This window comes from Deltaproteobacteria bacterium, from assembly GCA_016178705.1.
GTDB lineage: Bacteria > Desulfobacterota > Binatia > HRBIN30 > JACQVA1 > JACOST01.
This window is the reverse complement of sequence record JACOST010000033.1, coordinates 146,242-163,355: the sequence shown is the minus strand read 5'-3', so window position 1 is coordinate 163,355 and position 17,114 is coordinate 146,242. Positions and strand designations below refer to the sequence as shown.

Below are 17,114 nucleotides of genomic sequence, written 5' to 3'. Positions count from 1 at the left end.
AGGGGAATTTCAACTGGCCGCTACGGCGGCCCACGGCAAGGAGTTCGTGCAATGGGACGGAAGCTGTACGTCGGGAATCTCGCCTTTGACGTCACGCAGAAGGAGTTGGAGGAGCTGTTCGCGCAGGCCGGCACCTGCGAGTCGGCCAGCGTTATCACCGATCGGGCCACGGGCCAGTCGCGCGGCTTCGGCTTCGTCGAGATGAGTTCGAACGCAGAAGCGCAGAGCGCGATCCAGCAGTTCGACGGGCAAGAGTTCAAGGGCCGTGCGCTGAAGGTCAACGAAGCGCGCGAGCGTGAAAACACCCGCGGTGGTGGAGGCGGTGGTGGCTACGGTGGCGGTGGCGGCGGCGGGGGGGGCGGCCGCGGTGGGTGGAATCGTCGCTAGTCGAGCGAGCGCGAGCGCCCCTCCGATCCGGAGCGGCGCTCGCCTTCCTCCACGGTCCGCGGGCATGACTCAATCGATTACGCGCGCGTACCTGCGGCGCGGCCTCACCGCACACCTCAACGAGCTGGGCTACTCGGTGGAGCGCGAGCCCCGCACCGGTACGCCCGTGGCCGAGATCGCGCGGCGCAGCCCGGTGCGCGGGCGGCTTGCATATGGCGAAACCGTGCTGCGCGCCGACTTGCGCCGGCGCAGTTGCCACGAACGGTTGCTCTTCTTCTCGCAGCGCCGTACCCGTCACCGCAGCAGCATCCTCTTCTTTGTGGGCGTCGCCGAATCCGATCGCCCCGACCTCGAAACCCTGCTCGAAACCCTCGGCATTCGCAGTGCCGTGCGCGGCGGCCACGTCCATATCGTGTCGGTTGCCGTGCCACCAGCGCGGCGGCGCACAACCCGCACCCCCAGCGCCGACTGAATCTTCGCCAGACGCCGCCGCTTGAATCCTTGCCGCCGAGTTGCGACAAGGCGGCCGTGGCCCTTTCGCACCTTCACTCCACGCGCGTGCGGCGCGGGCAATGAGCGTCGTCCTGACCGGCGATGTGCACCACGCCATCGGCAACGCCGATCAAGCGCATACCCACCACAGCGAGGCGGCCCTCGCCGTCGAGTATGCCAACATCGCCGCGCACTACGGACTCAAAGTTACGCTGTTCATCACCGGCCGTCTGATGATCGAGGACATCGACGATGTACGCCCGCTGCTCACCATGCCGCACGTGGAGATCGGCGGGCACGGCTGGAACGCCTTCACGCCCCGCCTGTGGCACGGCGGACTGCGGCGCCTAGTCGGCTCGCCGCACGGGCTACCGTGGATGCAACGCCACATGATCGCGCGCACCTGCACGACGGTGGAACGCGGCACCGGGCAGCCGGTGCGCAGCTGGCGCAACCACGCCTATCGGCACGACCGCCATACTGGGCGCTTGCTCGCGAGCGCCGGCATCCACGCGTGGTCCGATGAGGTGAATCCCGATCGCTTGCGACCCTATCGCGACCCCGGCGGTGTGGCCGTCTTGCCCATCAACACCACTCCCGATCATGAGTACCTGCGGCACGGCGCGTGGCCGCGAGAATCGGCGGCGCTGCAATGGGGCGGCCCGGCGTACGATGCCGCCGAGTGGTGCGCGCGCGTCGCGACGCAGGTGGAGGCGATCACGCGCGCCGGCGGAGTGGCGACGGTGCTGGCACACCCGATGTGCATGAAGATCGTCGACAACTGGGCGACCTTCGAGCGCTTGTGCGCCGCGCTGAGGAACCATCCGAGCTTACACGCCGACGAGGCGGTCGCGCCGCTAGGCACCCCGGGATGCACCCCGATATGCATCCACTGATCGTCACGCCGCTCTACCCGCCCGCGATTGGCGGCGCGGCGACCTACTTCAGCATGGTGGCTCCGGGGCTGGCCGCGCGACCCGAGATTGACCAGGTGACCGTGTTGACCGAGTGTCTGCCGGGCGAGCCGGCCGAGTGGAGCGACGGCAAGCTGCGCGTCCTGCGCCGGCTGCCGACACGCGTGAGTGTCGCGCATCGGAGTTGGGCGGTGCGGGCGCAAAGCTACGCGCTCACGCAATGGTGGTTCAACGCACATTTCGTCGCGTTAGCCCGGCAACTCAGCATCGACGTGATTCATCTCCACACGCGTTATCACGGGCGCGCGCTGTTCGCGGCGCTCCGGCGCAGCAACATTCCCGTCATCGCCAATCTCCACGACAAGTTGACCGAGCCGCGTGGCCTGATGGCCGTCGCCGATCGACTCCTGTGTTGCGCTGACAGCGTGCACCAGTTCGTCTTGCGCAGCGGTTATCCGACGCATCGGTGCGTGTCGCTACCGCTGCCGCTCGATGTTCGGCTGGCGCAATCCGGCGAGAGTGTAGCCGACACGCACCGGGGCTACGGACTGAAGTCGGCGCCGTACGTTCTCTTCGTCGGCGACATCACGGCGCGCAAAGGTGTGTACGATCTCCTGCAAGGCTACCAGCAGTGGCACGCCGAGCCGCCGGCGCAACTGGTCTTCGCCGGCGCCAATTGGGAAGGCGTGCGCTTCCTCCGCCAGGTGCAGCGCACACCGGGGGCGATGTACGTCGGACCGGTGCCACGTGCCGAGGCGTTGCAACTGATACGCGGCGCCGCGGTCGTCGTCATGCCATCGCACAGCGAGGCGATCTCGTACGTCATCCTCGAAGCCATCGCGCTTGGCATCAAAGTCATCTGCCCGCCCGACATCCCGGAGTACGAACGCTATCTAGCGGACTCGGTGTTGCCCGTGGTGAACGCGGCGGCGATCGCTCGAGCATTGGACGCGGCGTGGAACCGCACCGACTCGCCGGCGTATCCGCTCGCCCCGCACAGTCCCGATCGAGTGATGAGTGGGCTAGCCAATCTGTACGCCAGCGTCATCAGCCAGCGGGCGCAACCCGTCGCAGATCAGCCAAGAGCTTGAGCAGTCTGTGAGCGAACCATCTGAAATCGTACGCTACACTCGCGCCGATCGGCCGCAGGTCTTTGTATTCTTGGCTGCCGCGGCGTCCGCTGCCGACAGCGCGCGACTGATGCGTCAATGGGATTGGAAGTACGACGCCAATCCGTTCAACCGCGACTCGGAGCCGTACGTGTTGTTGTGGCGCGACGCGGGAGAGATCGTCGGGATGCTGGGAGCGTTGACCGTACGCGTCTGCATCGACGGCGCCGAGCATGTGGTCGGCCACCTCTGCGATTGGGCCGTGCGACCCGATCACCGCGGACAGCGGATGGCGCGGCGCATGCTCGATCGACAGCGGCCAGATTGGCCGGTCCGCTTTGCATGGCAGAACGAAATTTCCCGCAAACTTTCGCCGGGCATGATTGGTGACTCCAGCGGCATTCTCCGCGTCGAGCCGGTAGCCAGACCGTTGAAAGTCGGCGACGTCGTCCAGCACACAACCGGCAGCCGGCTGCTTGGGCACGTTGCCGCGATGCTCACTCAAGGGCCGTTGGCTGGCCTGCTGACTCGACGAGCGACCGTGCCCGGAGTCAATGTCGCCGAGATCAACGGATTCGACGATCGCTTCGATGACTTCTGGCAACGCGTGAGGCGGGACTATCGAGTCATTCTCGTACGTGATCAGCGCTACCTGCAGTGGCGATTCGCGCAGCGTCCGGACGCGCACTACCGCATCTTGGTGGCGACGCGCGGCACCGCAGTGGTCGGCTACCTCGTGCTTCGCGAGGTGGAGCAGGAGGGCGTTCGACGTGGCTATTTGGTTGACTTCTTGGTTGCCGAGCGTTCGACGGAGATTTTCTCACTGCTTGTGAGGCATGCCCTCACGAGTCTGGAACAGGGCGGCGCGAAGTGGCTGACCTGTCGTGTGGTGGTGCCACCTTTTCGACGTGCCCTGCACCGCCTCGGCTTCGTACCGGTCGTCCAGAGCGCCGGAGGGTACTTGCGGACGTATCGCCCGGAGGGGGGATCGCCGGATCACGCCTCGGGGTTGTTCGTCGATCCCGCAAACTGGTTTGTAACCATGGGCGATGGTGACTTGGAACTGAGCAGCTAGCTCCAATCCGAAAATACATGGAACCGCCGATGGACGCCGATACACGCCGATCCGAGATTCCTGCAAAAAAGAGGGTTAATCCGCAAACCTCATCGAAGGGCGTTTGCGGATCAAGCGCTGAGTTACGTCTAATTCCGCATCGGCGTCGATCGGCGTGAATCGGCGGTTTCAATTCTCCGCCACACTTGCTCGCGGGACTACTCTCAGCCAACATCTCCCGCGATGGTTGCCACCGCCGCTGCGTCTACCCGCCGACGACGTCAACGGGCCGATCCGTTTGGTTACGACCCGGCGTTCCATGCACGCGTGCGGCCGGTGATGGAGTTTCTCTATCGTCGCTATTGGCGCATCGAGATCGAGGGGCTCGATCATGTGCCCGCCGACGGCGCGGCGCTGCTCGTCGGCAATCACTCCGGCGGCATTCCGTTCGATGCCAGCATGATCGCCACCGCGGTCGATCTCGATCATCCGCAGCATCGGCTGGTGCGTTTTCTCTACGACCGTTTTGTCGCCGACATGCCGTACGTCGGTGGTGCGTACAATCGACTCGGGGCAGTGCCGGCGTCGTATCTCAGCGCCTACCGCGTGTTGCAAACTGGTGCGCTGGTCGGCATTTTTCCCGAGGGCGTCGCCGGCGTGGCGAAAGGCATCGGACAACGGTACCGCTTGCAGCGCTTCCACACCGGCTTCATCCGGCTCAGTCTGAGCTTGCAGGTGCCCATCGTTCCGGTTGCGGTGGTTGGCGCGGAGGAGATCTATCCGGTCATCGGCAAGTGGACGCGCTTGGGGCCACTGAAGGAACTGCTCAACGTCCCATACGTCCCGGTGACCCCGTTGTTCCCGCTGTTCGGCGTGCTCGGGGTCGTACCGCTACCGACCAAGTGGCACATCCGGTTCGGTGAGCCGATTCACTTTTATCGCGATCCGAAGTTGCGCGCCGCGCGCAAACAAACCAGCGCGCGCCTCGCCGAGCGCGTCCGCCGCCGCATTCAAGCCATGCTGCACGAGATGCTGGCGCAGCGAGAGTCGCTATTCTGAATCGCGACCCCCTGCGTCTCGGCGTTGATCCTTTCTCTGTCAGATCAACGAAGAGCTTTCCTCATCGGCACAGCCCCATCATCGCCCGGACGTCCCACCGACGTGTAGCCGAGCTTGGTGTAGAAACCGACCGCATTGGGACTGGCTTCGAGCGTCACGCATTCGTGTCCGCGATTCTCGATATCAGTTTCGAGACTTCCCATGACGGCTCGACCAACTCCCATGCGAGTTGACGACGAACGGACGTAGACTGCTGTGATGCAGTCTCCTGAACTACTTCCCCAACCAAGCGCACGACTCCCAGAAACGGCAAGCACAACTTCGCCAGCGCCAACCCGCTCTGCGAAGAATTCTGCTGACCGTCTGTCTGCCCACGCCTGTCGATCGATCGCTCCAAGATCGTCGGACTCGATTCCAAGGATCGCATCGCGGCGGATGTCGTGAATGACGCCCAGATCGCCCGAACTGGCTTCGCGGATTGTCACGCTCACCCCCGCACCCACCTACCCTTTGTTTGTCTGGGCCTGCGTAGTTTTTCTACACCCTCAACGGCTAATAGCATAAGCTGCGAGACCGCCGCCGCCAACCCTGGCTACCAACCGCTGGACGGCCTCGTCAGTCTTCATGTTCGTCCTAGAGCGCTCAATACGGGGCTGCTTCCTTGACCTCCCCAGCGAGTTCGCGGCACTTGGCGTTAATCTGGGAGAACCGGTTCTGGGTGCTGAGCCAGTCGCCGGCGCACATGATCTTCTTCTGGCCAACAACCCGCCTCGCCGCCGCCTTGGCTCGATAGCTCCCATGAGCCGCATAGTTGCGGAGCGCCGACAGTCGTTCGAGTGCATCCTTGTACTTGGCGTCCTTGATAGCGATCACGAGGTAATGGCCGTCCGGAACGAATTCCTTGATTGTCTTGATCAGACCGTCTCGACCGCGAAAATCGAAGTAGCCGTCGCCTACGACTAGGTATTCGCACACCTCATCCGTGAGGTGCTTCGGGAAGGCAATGCCGGTCCGCGACGAAAGGGTCGTGGTGTCGTTGTTCACTGCCCCGACAAGGATCTCAAGCACGAACTGCTCGAATGCGCGGTACAGTCGGAGGACCGCGTACTCATGCGTCCACGAGGCGTCCTCGCCTCCTGCATGCCGAGCCACGTACTCGTCGATAGCGGTGCTCTCCGCGATAAACCGATCAGCGGTCTTCTTCAGCGACTTCTTCTTCGGCATGTGATGTCCGTGAGCGGTCTAACAGCTTATGCGCGCCCGGTGCTCTTCCGCGCGTCGCATGATGCGCGTCATTCGGCACTCTCAATGGAGACTTCCATTTCGGTGGTCTTCCAAGCTGCTGCAACGGCTGCCGCGCACTACAATAGCGAATGCCATGAGACTCAGTACCGCTCAGTGCCGAGATCCTTCAGCCCCCGAGAACCCATAGGCCTGCGACGCCTCTGGATACTGTTAAGTATCTCCAATGCCTTGTCATAACGTTCAGCTTGTTCCGACGATCTCGCGTCGATCGAAGATCGCAAATCGTCGACGGTCGTTCGCATTCCCTCCAATGAAGAGGACATCTCGGAGAGTTGGCCAGAAAGTTGACCCTCCAGGGTCTCTATGGACGACACGATGCGATCGCCCAACCCCTCCATTGCCTGCGCCAGGTTCTGGAAGCCAGCTATAAGGATTTGATTCGTCCTTCGTTGTTCGTAGATTGTTGCAAAATGAAAATCCTTTTGTGCTCTCCGCACAATGCCTCGCATCCGATCATTTGTTGTACTTGCCGCCGTCAACGCCCGGACAGAATTTGCGCGCACCGGAAACGTCGGTGGGGCTATATCGAGACTCTTCGCCAACTCGGCGTGCTGTTGCGCACTCGTAGATATGTATTGGACGCCACCATCGAACCTGCCGAGGCAAATCGCGGCCTTCTCGATAGAGTCCCAAAACGGCGCGAACACGCCTTCCGCAAAGTCTGTCTCGGCCTTATCCAAGTGGTCCTCAGCGGCGAGCAACTGCTGCGGCATGGCCTCGAAAGTACTCAGTGTCTGAGAACAAACGTTCCTGATGCGCTCGCCGAGTTGAGTTTGCGACGCCTCGTGTGCCTTCCGCTCGGCGTCGCGATTCTTCTGGATCTCGTTCCACTTCACCAGCATCCAGATGATTGCGGCAAGGGCCGCGATCGACAACGTTATCTGCCAATACTGGATTGCTGCGACGATGACGACAAAGAGAATAAAGAGGGCTACCCACTCCATGCGTGCTCCCTACGGGATGCCGTCGTCAGTCCAGCAGCCGAACCATCTGCTGACCTACTTGAACCACTCTCGTTCGCTGCGCGCTGAACTGACACGATCTTGCACCTGTCACGCGGCGCGCGTGTTGTGGATCTTCTCCTCTTGATCCCGCCGCTTACGATCGCGCGGCGTATATCACTGCCGCTGCAACTCCCGCAAGAATTCCGCAGCCTATCACCGCGCCCTGAACGCGCGAGGTCGCAGCCTATCACGTGCCAGCTGGCCACGCGGATCGGGCCGGTTTGGACTTTCACGACGCGACTCTGTATGCGGACGACGAACTCTCAACCTGGAGCGAGCATGGATTTTGGTCTGTCGGAAGAACAGGAACAACTGCAGCAGAGCGCGCGCGAGTTTCTCAGCCGCGAGTGTCCACCCGTGTTCGTGCGCGAGGTGATGCGCGACGCCGACGGCCTTCCCCGCGGCTTCTACCAGAAGCTCGCTAAGCTCGGCTGGCCTGGTCTGATCGTGCCGGAGAGTTTTGGAGGGTTGGGCCTCGGCATGCTCGATCTGGCGGTGTTGATGGAAGAGATCGGCCGCGCCGTGATGCCCGGCCCGTTCTTCTCGTCAACGTTGGCGACGCTGGCGATAGCGCAAGCCGGCACCGCCACACAGAAGAAACGATGGCTGCCTCGCCTGGCGAGCGGAGACGCGCTGGGAACGATCGCCTTCATCGAGGAAGGCGACCGCCTCGACGCTGAAGGCATCACTACGCGCGCCAAACTCGCGCGCGGTGTCTATCATTTGAACGGCACCAAGTTGTTCGTCACCGACGCGCACGTGGCCGACACGATCGTCGCCGCCTTCCGCACCGCGGGCAAAGGCGAGCAAGGCGTCACGCTCTTTCTAGTGCCGCGCGACGCGCCAGGACTTGCCATCGCACCGCTGCCCACGATCGATCAGACGCGCCGCGTCTGCGAGCTCACATTCAATGATGTGGAGGTGCCGGCCGGTGCCGTCGTCGGCAAAGCCGGCGACGGATGGAAGCGGCTGGCGCGCGTACTCGACGCCGCCGGCATTCTGCTCGCGGCCGACTCGCTCGGCGGCGCGCAGCAGGCGCTGGCCATGGCGGTGGATTACTCGAAGGTTCGCGAGCAGTTCGGCCGCCCGATCGGTTCGTTCCAAGCCGTCAAGCACATGGCCGCCGAGATCGTCAGCGAAATCGAACCGGCGCGCTCGCTGGTCTGGTTCGCCGCCTATGCCTACGACGCCAAACCGCGCGATGCCTCCCGCGCCGCCGCGATGGCCAAGGCGCGGCTGAGCGACGTGTACATGCGCGCGGCCGATCGCGGGCTGCAGATACACGGCGGCATCGGCTTCACTTGGGAGCACGACATGCATCTGTTTTTCAAACGCGCGAAGTGGAACGAACTCGCCTACGGCGACCCGGCGTTCCACCGCGAACGCGTGGCGGCGCTCAGCGCCTGGTGAGCTGAGAGCTACGAATGTAGGGTGGGCATCGCCCACCATCCGGTCCGATTCCAGTCGATGCATGGTGGGCAGTGCCCACCCTACAGACTCAGCTTGCAATCGATACCATCACTTCACGGTGAGGTCATTGCGAGTTCCGCAAGGGGCGAAGCAATCTCGATGCGCTTCGTGGCGCGCACGGAGATCGATCTGCACCCCACGCAACGAGATTGCTTCGCCACTCCGTTCTTCGCAATGACAACTTCCGTTGCGCTCAAACTGAGACATTACCCGCCGCGCCGACACTGGACGCTCCCCGCAGATGCTGCTATCGCTTTCGCCTGACGTTCGCCCCGAGGCTCGATCATGGAATCGGAACTCTTCCATCCGCTCGTTGCTCGCTGGTTCACCGACAAGTTCGGTGAGCCGACGGCAGCGCAAGCGGCGGGCTGGCAACAGATCGCGGCGGGACGCGATACGCTCATCGCCGCGCCGACCGGATCGGGCAAGACGCTCGCCGCATTCCTGTGGGCGCTGAACCGGCTCGTCGCTGATGGCGCACAGCCGGCGGCGCCTCTGCAAGACCACACCCGCGTCGTTTACATCTCGCCTCTCAAGGCGCTCGGCAACGACATTCAGAAGAACCTGCAGCAACCGCTCGCCGAGATTCAGCAACTCGCCGCCAGCAGCGGCGTGACGCTGCCTGATGTGCGCGTGCTCGTTCGCTCCGGCGACACGCCGGCACACGAACGCCAAGCGATGATCCGCAAGCCGCCGCAGATTCTGATCACCACGCCGGAGTCGCTCTACATTCTGCTCACCGCCGACCGCAGTCGGAAGATGCTGGCGCAAGCGGAGACGGTCATTGTCGACGAGATCCATGCGGTCGCCGGCGACAAGCGCGGCGCCCACCTCGCGCTCTCGCTCGAACGGCTCGACGCCCTCGTCGGCCGCCGCTTGCAACGCATCGGCTTGAGCGCGACGCAGAAACCGATCGCGGACATCGCCCGGCTGCTGGTCGGCAGCGAGCGGCTCATCCTCAACGACCTGCCCGACTGCGCCATCGTCGACGTCGGCCACTCGCGCGCGCTCGATCTCCGCGCCGAAGTGACGGAGCACGAACTCGGCCCGATGGTGACGCACGAACTGTACGCCGATATCTTCGACCGCATCGCCGCGCACACCACGACGCACCGCACCACCATCGTATTCGTCAACACCCGGCGCTTGGTCGAGCGCGTGTCGCATCAACTGGCGGAACGGCTCGGCACCGACAAGGTCGCCGCTCATCACGGCAGTCTGTCGCGCCGCACGCGGCTGGCGGCGGAGGAAGGACTGAAGAGCGGTGCGATTCCCGTCGTCGTCGCCACCGCGTCGCTCGAACTCGGCATCGACGTCGGCCATGTGGATCTCGTCTGCCACCTCGGCGCGCCGCGCGCGCTGGCAACACTGCTGCAGCGCGTCGGCCGTTCCGGCCACTGGCTGGGCGCTATTCCCAAGGGCATTCTGTTTCCGCTCACGCGCGACGATCTGGTGCAGTGCGCCGCCGCGATTCGGGCCGTGCGTGCCGGCGATCTCGACCGTTTGTTCCTGCCCGAAAACCCGCTCGACATCCTGGCGCAGCAGATCGTCGCCACGGTGGCCACGGCGACGACGGACGGACTGAGCGAAGCGGAACTGTGGCAACTGGTTCACCGCGCGTATCCATTTCGCAACCTCGAGCGCAGCGACTTCGAGGCGGTGGTCGAGATGCTCTCCGAGGGCGTGGCGACTTCACGCGGCCGGCGCTCGGCGCACTTGCACCGCGACCGCGTGAATCATCGCCTGCGTCCGCGGCGCGGCGCGCGGCTGGCCGCCATCACCAGCGGCGGCGCGATCCCCGACACCGCCGACTACGACGTGATCGAGGAACCGAGCAGCACCTTCGTCGGCAAGGTCAACGAAGACTTCGCCATCGAGAGTATGGCCGGTGACATCTTCCTGCTCGGTAATCGCTCGTGGCGCATCCGACGCGTCGAAGCCGGCCGGCTGCGCGTCGAAGACGCGCAGGGGGCACCGCCGACGATTCCGTTCTGGATGGGCGAAGCGCCGTCGCGCACCGCTGAACTGTCGGCGGCGGTCGCCGATCTGCGCCGGCAAGTCGCGACGCGCCTGCCCGACGCGGCGAGCGCGACCGAGTGGACCGTCGCGGCGTGCGGCGTCGATCGCCCCGGCGCCGAGCAGATCGTCGCCTACATCGCCGAGACCCAGGCCGCGCTCGGCACCGTGCCGACGCGTGACACGGTGATCGCCGAGCGGTTTTTCGACGAGAGCGGCGGCATGCAGTTGGTCGTGCACGCGCCGTTTGGCGGCCGCATCAATCGCGCCTGGGGCCTCGCGCTGCGCAAACGGTTTTGCCGCACGTTCGACTTCGAGTTGCAGGCGGCGGCCACCGACGATGGCATCGTGCTGTCGCTCGGCGAGCAACACAGTTTTCCGCTCGAAAACGTCTTCGAGATGGTGCGCCCGGCCATGGTCGAGGAAGATCTGACGCAGGCCGCCCTCGCCGCGCCGATGTTCGGCACGCGCTGGCGCTGGAACACCACTCGCGCGCTGGCACTGCTGCGCCACACCGGCGGCCGGCGCGTGCCGATGCCGATCCAGCGCATGCGCGCCGAAGATCTCCTCGCGGCGGTGTTCCCGGCGCAGCTCGCGTGTGGCGACAATCACCCCGGCGGCCCGATCGAGTTGCCCGATCATCCGCTGGTCAACGAGACGATCGACAACTGCCTGCGCGAAGCGATGGACGTCGACGGCCTGCGGACTCTGCTCGACGCGATCATCGCCGGTGACATCCGCACGGTGTCGATCGACACCGCCGCGCCATCGCCGATGTCGCACGAGATCCTCAACGCCAACCCGTACGCGTTCCTCGACGACGCGCCGCTGGAAGAGCGCCGCGCCCGCGCCGTATCGCTAAGGCGCGTTGATCCCGATCTCGCCAACGGCATCGGCGCACTCGATCCAGCGGCCATCGACGAAGTGCGGGCGCAAGCCTGGCCCGATGTGCGCGACGCCGACGAGTTGCACGATCTGTTGCTGAGTGTTGTGCTGCTCCCTACCTCCAAGGACAAGGTCGACTTTCGTTTGGGCAACAGGTCCCTCCCTTTGAAAAAGGGAGGTCAGGAGGGATTTGTCGAAGAATCAGTCAAACAAATCCCCCTCGATCCCCCTTTTTCAAAGGGGGAAGGTTCCGCCGACCCGTCTTCAATCAATTCATCGACAGTCTCAACGGGAGAGCGCGGAGCCGACGCCGCGCGGTGGGCAGCCTTTGTTGATGAACTCATCGCCGAGCGCCGCGCCACCTGCGCACGCTGGGGCGAGTACCGGGCACTGGTCGCCGCCGAGCGCGTCGCACTCGTCACCGCCGCGGTTCCGGACGTGCAGTTCGATCCGCACCTAGCGGCCTTCGCCGACACACCTCACTGCGAGCCCGAAGACGCGCTGCGCGCGATCGTTCACGGTTGGATGGAATGCCTCGGCCCGACTACCGGTGCCGCGCTTGCCGCGCTTCTGGGTTTACCGGAGTCCAAGATCGACGCGGCGCTGCTGCGACTCGAATCGGAAGGCGTCGTACTGCGCGGACGCTTCACAGTAACACCCTCGAAGCCTTCCGAAGAGTGGTGCGAGCGGCGACTGCTGGCGCGCATTCATCGACTCACGATCAACCGATTGCGGCGTGAGATCGAAGCCGTGTCAGCGGCCGACTTCATTCGTTTCCTCATGCGCTGGCAGCACGTGCACGCGGGCACGCAACTGCACGGGCGCGATGGCGTGGCGCAGATCATCGGGCAGTTGCAAGGTCTCGAACTGCCGGCGCCGGCGTGGGAGCGCGACGTGCTCACCGCGCGCGTCGATCTCTACAATCCCGCCGATCTCGAACAGCTCTGCCTTGCCGGCGAAGTCGCGTGGGGCCGGTTGCGGCTCGCGCCCGTTGGCAATGGCGTCGACACCGACGATCCCGCCGATCATCTCACTGGCGTTGTCGCTCCCGTGCGCGGCCGGCGGCGCGCTGCGCCGACGCGTGCCGCGCCCTTGGCGTTGGTCCTGCGCGAAGCGCTGCCCGCCCTGCTGGAGCCAGCCGCGTCTGATGTCGATCTTTTCCGCGAGCTGTCGTCGGCGGCGCGCGACGTGATCGCGCACCTCGAACGCTACGGCGCGGCGTTTCTCGCCGACATCGCGCGAGCTACCGGCTTGCTGCCAACCCAGACGGAAGACGCGTTGTGGGAACTGGTCGCGCGCGGCCTGGTCACCGGCGACGGCATTGCCGGTTTGCGCACGCTGCTGCTCCCCGATGTGAAGCGACGACAACCGCAGCGGCGACTGCGCGCGCTGCGCGGCGGTTCCGCGCGCCGCCTGATGCCCGTCGGACGTTGGGCGCTGCTGCGGCCGCCCGGCCTGCCGTCGAGCGCCGACGATGTGTCGCACGATTTGATCGCGCGGCAACTGCTGCGCCGTTACGGCGTGGTGTTTCGCGAACTGCTCGCGCGCGAAGTGCGCGCACCAGCCTGGCGCGTGCTGCTCGGACTCTACCGCCGCATGGAAGCGCGCGGCGAGATCCGCGGCGGGCGCTTCGTCGGCGGATTCATCGGCGAGCAGTTTGCATTGGCGGAAGCGGTCGATACCTTGCGCGCCGTCCGGCGCACTGCCGCCGGCGGGGAGACGGCACTGATCGCCGCATCCGATCCGCTCAATCTCGTCGGCATCCTGACGCCGGGAACACGCGTCTCGCCGTTCTCGAGCCAGATGATCCTCTATCGCGACGGCGTGCCCGCCGACGTCGGCGAACGCGGCGCCGTCCTCAGCCGCATGCAGCGCGGCTAGCCTCGACCTGACAGAGCGGATTCACCGCAGAGCACGCCGAGACCGCCGAGCCAATGGAGCGGGAGAACATCAAGGAGCCGAACGAAAGCTCATCGCCAATGAGGCTGTCCAAAATGGCTTCGTGGGTCTCGTGGCGACTCTCTGCGCTCTCCGCGTTCTCGGCGGTGAGCTTTCTGTCTGACCAAGGTTAGTTCATCGCTCAACAAATGCTCCTCGGTGCTGACCCGGCTTGTTTTGCCTGCTACAACTCTCCGCCATGGATGTCGTTCAATGTCGCCGCGCGCTGTGTGCGGTCTTGCCATTGGTGTTGTTCGCGGTCGTCCGTGTTGCGGTCGCGACCACCATCGTTGAGAAGGACCTCGACGCGCTGGCCGCCGAGGCCGATCGCGTATTCGTCGGTACGGTCGCCTCGGTGCGATCGCATTGGGCCGACCCGGAACAGCACCATATCGAAACGATGGTGACCTTCACCAATCTCGATCCGTTGTTCGGTGTCGATACATCAGAGATCGAGCTGCGCTTCGGCGGTGGAAGCGTGGGTGATGTCACCGAGATGATTGCCGGTGTGCCGACGTTCACGGTCGGCGAACGCGTGGTGGTCTTCGCCAGCAATCAGCGGGCAGTCAGTCCGATCGTCGGTTTCAATCAGGGCTGCATGCGCATCGAAGGAAGCGGGGATGCCGCGTCGGTCACCCTAACGACGCGCGCCCGATTGGGTACGATGCGCGACGGACGCGCCGTGCTCGCCGACGCGGCGAGCGGTGAAGTCGCCATGCCGCTGTCCGAGTTCCTTGCCGACGTGCGCCGGCGCCTCGCAACGCGCGGAGCGATCAAATGAGGTATGCGCCTTTGATCGCGGTCGTGCTGCTCCTCACCGCCGGCTCGTCGTTCGCGTTCGAGCTACTGCGCACCAGCAACAACCCGTGCAGCACCGCGCAGCACCTGTTCTGGCCGAGTCGCCGCGCTGCGGTCGACACCCACTTCTTGCCGTCGCAGTTCGCGACGTACGCGACCACCGCGCGCGAGCGCTGGAACGGCGCCATCGGCAGCTTTCAGTTCGTCGGCGGTATCGGCAATCTCTGCGACCCGTCCGACGGGATCACCTCGATGGCCTTGTCGCGGACCGTATGTGGTGGCGGCGGATTCGGCGATGCCGTGAGCATCACCGTCTACCGCTTCAATACGAATAGCGGCGAGATGCTTGATGCCGACGTTTCCTTCGACTCGAGCGATTCATTCCTCACCACCGACGCCGCGTTGTTCACGCAGATCGCGATGCACGAACTCGGGCACGTGTTGGGGCTGGCACACTCCGACGCGTGCGGCGGATCGGGACAGGGCACGCTGATGCAAGCGGTGACGCCATTGAACGAGCCGCGGCTGAGCAGTCCGCAAGCCGACGACGTGGCCGGTGCGCTGGCGATTTATCCCAACAACGGCAGCGACGCGCCGGCCACTAACCCGGGCTGCGCACTGAGCCCGCCGAATCAGCCATGGCGGCCACCGTTGGAACTCCTGGCTGGCGCGGTCATTGCCTTGCTCGCTCGCGCGCTGTGCGCGCGGCCACTCACGACTCACGAGCACGAGTCACGATCATGATCCGCGCCGTCCTGTTCGACGCCGGCAACACGCTGATGCACCTCGACTACGAGTTCATCGCCGAGGTGTTGGCGCAGCATGGCCACCCGACGACCCCGATGGCGATTCGCATCGCGGAGTACGGCGCCAAGGCGGCCATCGATCGCGAGTTGGCACCCGAGATGGCGGCACCGGAAAGCGTGGCGGAAAATGTGGAGGGACTGTTGTGGCCGGACGAGTCGGGAGAGCGGCCGTCGTACTTCGCCGTCGCGCTGCATTACCTCGGCGTTCCGCGCACCGCGATGAAACCGATGCTCGAAGCCCTGCGCGAACACAACGCGACGAGCTGCCTGTGGCGCGTGGTGTTGCCGGGCACCACTGACGTGCTCAGCGCGTTGCAGGCGCGCGGCTTGACCCTCGCGGTGATCTCCAACGCCGACGGCCGCATCGAGGGCGATCTCGAGCGGGCGGGATTGAAGCGTCACTTCGCGACGGTGGTCGACTCGCATGTCGTCGGCGTGGAGAAGCCAAACCCGGCGATCTTCCACCTCACGCTCGATCGCATCGGCGCCGCGGCCAACGAAGCCGTCTACGTCGGCGACGTGTTCGCGATCGACGTGCTCGGCGCCCGCAAGGCGGGACTCGACGCCGTGTTGGTCGACACGCTCGACCGCTATCCCGGACGCGTCGATTGCCCGCGCATCAAGGAACTAAGCGAACTGCTCCGGCTGCTGCCAGCGTAAGCGGTGTGCCTCACGCCGCCCGCGACTTCGCCGCCTTCTCCAGCAGCTCGTGGATCAGGGTCTGATACGGCTTGTCGCGCTGTGCCGCGAGCTGACGCAGCTTGGCCAACAGCGCGGGACGGATGCGGATCGCGATGAGCTGCTTCGGTCCGTGACTCGACTTCGGCCGCCCAACTCGACGCGCTCGCTTCAGCTCTTCATCGGTCGACTCGGGGATGTCGGAGAAGTCGATGCCGTCATCCGAAGTACGCCGCACGCTCCTTGCGGCTCGCGCGCCGCGCGCTGATGATCCTAATCGCTTCGTTGCCATCTCTCATCCTTCTCGGTGTGTACACTACGAGCAGCATCCGCCCCTGGTTAGAAACGCCGAGGCGCTTGAACCGCGGCTCGCCGCGGGAGTGCTGCCAGTCTTGCCAGTCAAGACCATCCGGGTCGCGAAAGACCGTTGACGCTTCGTCGAAGGACACACCATGCTTCGCCCGGTTGCTCACCGCCTTCTGCACGTCCCAGAGGAACACTGCTGTATATACGGCAATTGCGGTGAGGCTGTCCAGCTCGACGGCCGAGGGGCGCGGACCCTACAGAACGCGTTGCGGACCAAGGTCGCGTAGGGTCTTGCTATGCGGACGCGGATTCTACGCACCCGACTGCACGCGAACCGATTGCGCCGTGATTGTTGCGCCGGTTTGCCGGCCGCTGACTTGGACGTGGGCGCCGGCTGCAAGGTCCGTACACGCGCCGGCGGCGCCACTCGAGACGAAGATCACGGTGTCGGTCTTGATGATGACCAAGATCGTCAGCCCGCCTTGGTCGAGCAGTTGGAATCGTCCGCCGCCGTTACGGCACAACGGATCGGACGCGATCGTCCCGCTGTTGAACTGCACGATGAACGAGCCGTCGCCGCAGGCGACCACTGCGAACATCAACAGCGCAACCAGCGCAGTCTTCATTGATCACACGCTTCCTGCTCGGCGGTGGCAAGTCAACGCACCCAGGTCACGTCCAGTAGCGAGTCACTTTGAAGTCTAGCGCAACCCGTTCGCTCGGTCATTGCGAGTCCCACAAGGGACGAAGCAATCTCGATGCTCCAGGTATCGCGCTCAGGAGTAGGACTGCACCCACGCGACCAGATTGCTTCGTCACTCCGTTCCTCGCAATGACGACTTCGCGTACGTTCAAACTGACCCCCTACCACTCAATCGTCCGGGTTGATTGCC

17 protein-coding genes are annotated in these 17,114 nt (G+C 64.6%); 11 read left to right on the top strand and 6 right to left on the bottom strand.

Annotation, left to right across the window (positions count from 1 at the left end; translation table 11 throughout):
- Positions 1-51: 51 nt before the first annotated feature.
- The 6 genes from HYR72_26610 (at position 52) to HYR72_26585 (ending at position 5,015) form a co-directional block, all read left to right on the top strand.
- A complete protein-coding gene (locus HYR72_26610; GenBank protein MBI1818573.1) occupies positions 52-387 on the top strand; it encodes an RNA-binding protein in 336 nt (111 codons plus the stop codon).
- Between the two features lie 64 nt (positions 388-451).
- Positions 452-859: a hypothetical protein gene (locus HYR72_26605; protein MBI1818572.1), complete on the top strand. Its 408-nt coding sequence runs from the start codon at positions 452-454 to the stop codon at positions 857-859.
- 100 nt (positions 860-959) lie between these two features.
- A complete protein-coding gene (locus HYR72_26600; protein MBI1818571.1) occupies positions 960-1,775 on the top strand; it encodes a hypothetical protein in 816 nt (271 codons plus the stop codon).
- Positions 1,751-2,884, top strand: coding sequence for a glycosyltransferase family 4 protein (locus HYR72_26595; protein MBI1818570.1), 1,134 nt, complete (start codon positions 1,751-1,753; stop codon positions 2,882-2,884). The genes HYR72_26600 and HYR72_26595 overlap by 25 nt, the downstream gene beginning before the upstream one ends.
- A 7-nt stretch (positions 2,885-2,891) precedes the next feature.
- On the top strand, positions 2,892-3,977 hold the full coding sequence (locus tag HYR72_26590) for a GNAT family N-acetyltransferase (GenBank protein ID MBI1818569.1): 1,086 nt from the start codon (positions 2,892-2,894) through the stop codon (positions 3,975-3,977).
- Between the two features lie 222 nt (positions 3,978-4,199).
- On the top strand, positions 4,200-5,015 hold the full coding sequence (locus HYR72_26585; GenBank protein ID MBI1818568.1) for an acyltransferase family protein: 816 nt from the start codon (positions 4,200-4,202) through the stop codon (positions 5,013-5,015).
- Positions 5,016-5,059: 44 nt separating this feature from the next.
- Here HYR72_26585 and HYR72_26580 read toward each other — a convergent pair whose 3' ends face one another.
- The 3 genes from HYR72_26580 to HYR72_26570 all read right to left on the bottom strand — a co-directional run bounded on the left by HYR72_26580 (position 5,060) and on the right by HYR72_26570 (position 7,264).
- The gene (locus HYR72_26580; protein MBI1818567.1) at positions 5,060-5,518 is read right to left on the bottom strand and encodes a GNAT family N-acetyltransferase; all 459 of its coding nucleotides are present in this window, start codon (positions 5,516-5,518) and stop codon (positions 5,060-5,062) included.
- Between the two features lie 139 nt (positions 5,519-5,657).
- Entirely contained in the window at positions 5,658-6,239 is a 582-nt protein-coding gene (locus HYR72_26575) for a hypothetical protein (protein ID MBI1818566.1), read from the bottom strand.
- A gap of 161 nt (positions 6,240-6,400) precedes the next feature.
- Positions 6,401-7,264 carry a hypothetical protein gene (locus HYR72_26570; GenBank protein MBI1818565.1) on the bottom strand — a complete coding sequence of 288 codons (864 nt, stop codon included), beginning with the start codon at positions 7,262-7,264 and terminating at the stop codon, positions 6,401-6,403.
- Between the two features lie 339 nt (positions 7,265-7,603).
- Here HYR72_26570 and HYR72_26565 point away from each other — a divergent pair, with 339 nt between their 5' ends.
- The 5 genes from HYR72_26565 (at position 7,604) to HYR72_26545 (ending at position 15,897) form a co-directional block, all read left to right on the top strand.
- Entirely contained in the window at positions 7,604-8,734 is a 1,131-nt protein-coding gene (locus HYR72_26565; protein MBI1818564.1) for an acyl-CoA/acyl-ACP dehydrogenase, read from the top strand.
- A 345-nt stretch (positions 8,735-9,079) separates the two neighbouring features.
- Positions 9,080-13,576, top strand: a complete 4,497-nt coding sequence (locus HYR72_26560; protein ID MBI1818563.1) for a DEAD/DEAH box helicase — start codon at positions 9,080-9,082, stop codon at positions 13,574-13,576.
- 256 nt (positions 13,577-13,832) lie between these two features.
- The gene (locus tag HYR72_26555) at positions 13,833-14,414 is read left to right on the top strand and encodes a hypothetical protein (GenBank protein MBI1818562.1); all 582 of its coding nucleotides are present in this window, start codon (positions 13,833-13,835) and stop codon (positions 14,412-14,414) included.
- The gene (locus HYR72_26550) at positions 14,411-15,175 is read left to right on the top strand and encodes a matrixin family metalloprotease (protein MBI1818561.1); all 765 of its coding nucleotides are present in this window, start codon (positions 14,411-14,413) and stop codon (positions 15,173-15,175) included. The genes HYR72_26555 and HYR72_26550 overlap by 4 nt, the downstream gene beginning before the upstream one ends.
- Positions 15,172-15,897 (top strand): HAD-IA family hydrolase, encoded by a 726-nt coding sequence (locus tag HYR72_26545; GenBank protein ID MBI1818560.1) that lies wholly within the window; start codon positions 15,172-15,174, stop codon positions 15,895-15,897. Before HYR72_26550 ends, HYR72_26545 begins: the two co-directional genes overlap by 4 nt.
- Before the next feature lie 10 nt (positions 15,898-15,907).
- On the opposite strand, the gene HYR72_26540 is transcribed toward HYR72_26545, so the two are convergent.
- The 3 genes from HYR72_26540 to HYR72_26530 form a co-directional block, all read right to left on the bottom strand.
- On the bottom strand, positions 15,908-16,153 hold the full coding sequence (locus HYR72_26540) for a BrnA antitoxin family protein (protein ID MBI1818559.1): 246 nt from the start codon (positions 16,151-16,153) through the stop codon (positions 15,908-15,910).
- Entirely contained in the window at positions 16,134-16,415 is a 282-nt protein-coding gene (locus tag HYR72_26535; GenBank protein ID MBI1818558.1) for a BrnT family toxin, read from the bottom strand. The genes HYR72_26540 and HYR72_26535 overlap by 20 nt, the downstream gene beginning before the upstream one ends.
- A gap of 117 nt (positions 16,416-16,532) precedes the next feature.
- Positions 16,533-16,847: a hypothetical protein gene (locus tag HYR72_26530; protein ID MBI1818557.1), complete on the bottom strand. Its 315-nt coding sequence runs from the start codon at positions 16,845-16,847 to the stop codon at positions 16,533-16,535.
- Between the last annotated feature and the right edge of the window lie 267 nt (positions 16,848-17,114).